Consider the following 2,330-nt stretch of genomic DNA (forward strand, 5'->3'; position numbering starts at 1 on the left):
CGAGAAGCATCTAGAACAACAGTTGGGGCTTTCTACACACCACCCCAGCCGCATGAGTGCTGATGATGTTAGCAAACTAGCGTCCTTTGTGTATCATAACCATCCCGACATCTTTCGCGAAGTGCTGGCGGAGCAACCAGGCATTATGAAGTTTCTCAGTAATCCTGTAGTAGCAGGCATTCTCGGAATTGCGGCGGCTAAATGGTTGGGTGGTCGCAAGTAATTTCTGAATCTTAAGTTTGGAGGATGAGTAAGAGATTAGGTGGGTTATTTATTACCCACCTTTATTTTTTGCCTATTAAAAATGGACTAGATGAGCGATCGCTTCGCTAGGCATTAACTATCTTCAGCTACATCTAAACCATCAGAATTATTCTGTGTAGTTTGCTGGGGATTGATGTGCAACGCTTCCGTTTTCGTTTGGGATGTATTAAATAGCGTCTTCAAAATCTCTAAAGTTAAGGTTTAGTGCCATGTTGATTGCGGTACTGTCTACGGTAGCGACACGGCAGAAGTTGACCAACTGCCTTAAATGAATGTCTTGTCGTCACCAACATTACAACATTAAGTCTTAACGCTATAACATTAAGGCTTAATGCTGTAACCTTAAGGCTTAACGCTATAACTTTAAGGCTTAACGTTACAACATTAATCACCAGCATCATAAGATTAAGGCTTAGGGTTACGACATTAAGCCTTAAAGTTACAACTTTTTGACAAAAGCTTATGCGATCGCTCTTTAGGGTAGTACGCTCTGTGCGATCGTAAGTAATACTTAAGCAAAACTTATTTCAGGTGCTGCGAGAACCCCGACTTCTTCAAGAAGTCGGGGTTCTGAATCAACCTAGCTCATCCCGTGTCGCTTCTTGAAAAAACTCTCTTCCTTTCTCTGTACTGCGAAATACTAGCTCAAATAGCTGTTGTCCCCAATGGTGTAATTTTTGTTCAATTTTTACAGCGTTATCAGGAAAAATACCGTAAGGAAACTGTAAATAATCTTCTAAATACCAGCGCAACTCAGCCGCGCTTTCTTCATCGAAGGGTTGCTGGAAGGCGACTTCTGACGCAAAACGAGGACTTTCATATCCACGTTGCCAAGAAAGTTGGATTTTGTCGTCTTGATGAGTTATCCGCAACCAATTCTGCGCCATAGTTACTGCCAACACTGGTTAATGTGATGTTACCTTATCCTAGTAATTCACACAGAGGCTAGCTGATTACGCAAATGAAATCAGCTAATTCTATTGGACTAGGCTTTTAATTCAGTACAGATACAGCGATAATTTACTCAAATCATCACCGAGTTGTTTCATGCTGCCAGTTATTGAAAGCATTGTATTACGTCAAATGGCTTCAGGCGATCGCCTCTACTTACAACTATACAAATTCATCGGCGCTAAACCTGGTAAAAAGGTTTACATTCAATCTAATCTGCACGGTGCAGAAATTGCTGGTAATGCCGTTATTCACCAGCTAATTGAGTTTTTATTAACAATAAATGATACAGATTTAACTGGAGAAATTTGGTTAGTTCCCGTTTGTAATCCAATGGGGACAAATGAACGCGCTCATCATTTTTCCCCTGGACGATATTGCGTTTACGAAGCTAAAGACTGGAATCGCATCTTTTGGGACTACGAGAAAGAAGCTGATGATTTAGTAGCTTTTACTAAATCTCAACTTCATAGTGATCTAAAGGTCATCCGACAAAATTATCTAACTATAATTAAGCAACAATTCGCAAAAACTTTAGAAAAAATTAATTATCCTGTTGGCGTTCCTTATACTGAGACTTTTGCCTACAAGCTACAAAATCTCAGTTTAGATGCAGATTACTTAATTGATTTACATACTTCTACCAATCAAGCTTTAGACTATATTTATTACTTCCGAAATCGAGAAGAAAGTGCAAAATACTTCCTACTTGATTTCGCAATATTGCTTGATAAATATGATGGTGATGCTTTTGATGAAGCTTTTATCAAACCTTGGTTAGCACTGGAAGCTTGTTTTAAAGAGTTAGGTAGAGAAATCAAGTTTGATATGGAAGCTTGGACACTAGAATTAGGCTCAGGAATGCAAATAAACCCTGATTCAGTTGCCAAAGGTGTACGGGGTGTGAAAAACTATTTAGTGCAAAAAGGTGTAATGCAAATTCCTAATTTATCGGATAACACAAAAACCCATGAAATGAGTTTTGCATCTAGCAGTAACCGGAAAAAATATTATGCGATCGCAGGTGGTATGATTCAATCCAGAATCGAATTAGGTACTGAAGTCAAAACTGGAGACAAACTCTATCAAATTCTCAGTTTCAATAAAGAAGGTCG

The 2,330-nt window shown here is 39.0% G+C and carries 2 protein-coding genes and 2 pseudogenes; 3 read left to right on the forward strand and 1 reads right to left on the reverse strand.

From position 1 onward, the window contains the following. Both VE944_RS27795 and VE944_RS34240 read left to right on the forward strand, forming a co-directional pair. A pseudogene (locus VE944_RS27795) lies at positions 1–223 on the forward strand (hypothetical protein); the annotation flags it as partial. Positions 224–360: 137 nt separating this feature from the next. Then, positions 361–429 (forward strand): annotated as a pseudogene (locus VE944_RS34240) (histidine phosphatase family protein); the annotation flags it as partial. A gap of 410 nt (positions 430–839) precedes the next feature. Here the strand turns inward: VE944_RS34240 and VE944_RS27800 are convergent. Continuing rightward, positions 840–1,151 carry a hypothetical protein gene (locus VE944_RS27800; protein WP_324984947.1) on the reverse strand — a complete coding sequence of 104 codons (312 nt, stop codon included), beginning with the start codon at positions 1,149–1,151 and terminating at the stop codon, positions 840–842. A gap of 160 nt (positions 1,152–1,311) precedes the next feature. Between VE944_RS27800 and VE944_RS27805 the strand changes: the two genes are divergently transcribed. Continuing rightward, on the forward strand, positions 1,312–2,330 hold a 1,019-nt coding region (locus VE944_RS27805), incomplete at its 3' end, for a M14 family metallopeptidase (protein ID WP_324984950.1).

The sequence above is a fragment of the Nostoc sp. genome (genome assembly GCF_035638895.1).
Taxonomy (GTDB): domain Bacteria; phylum Cyanobacteriota; class Cyanobacteriia; order Cyanobacteriales; family Nostocaceae; genus Nostoc.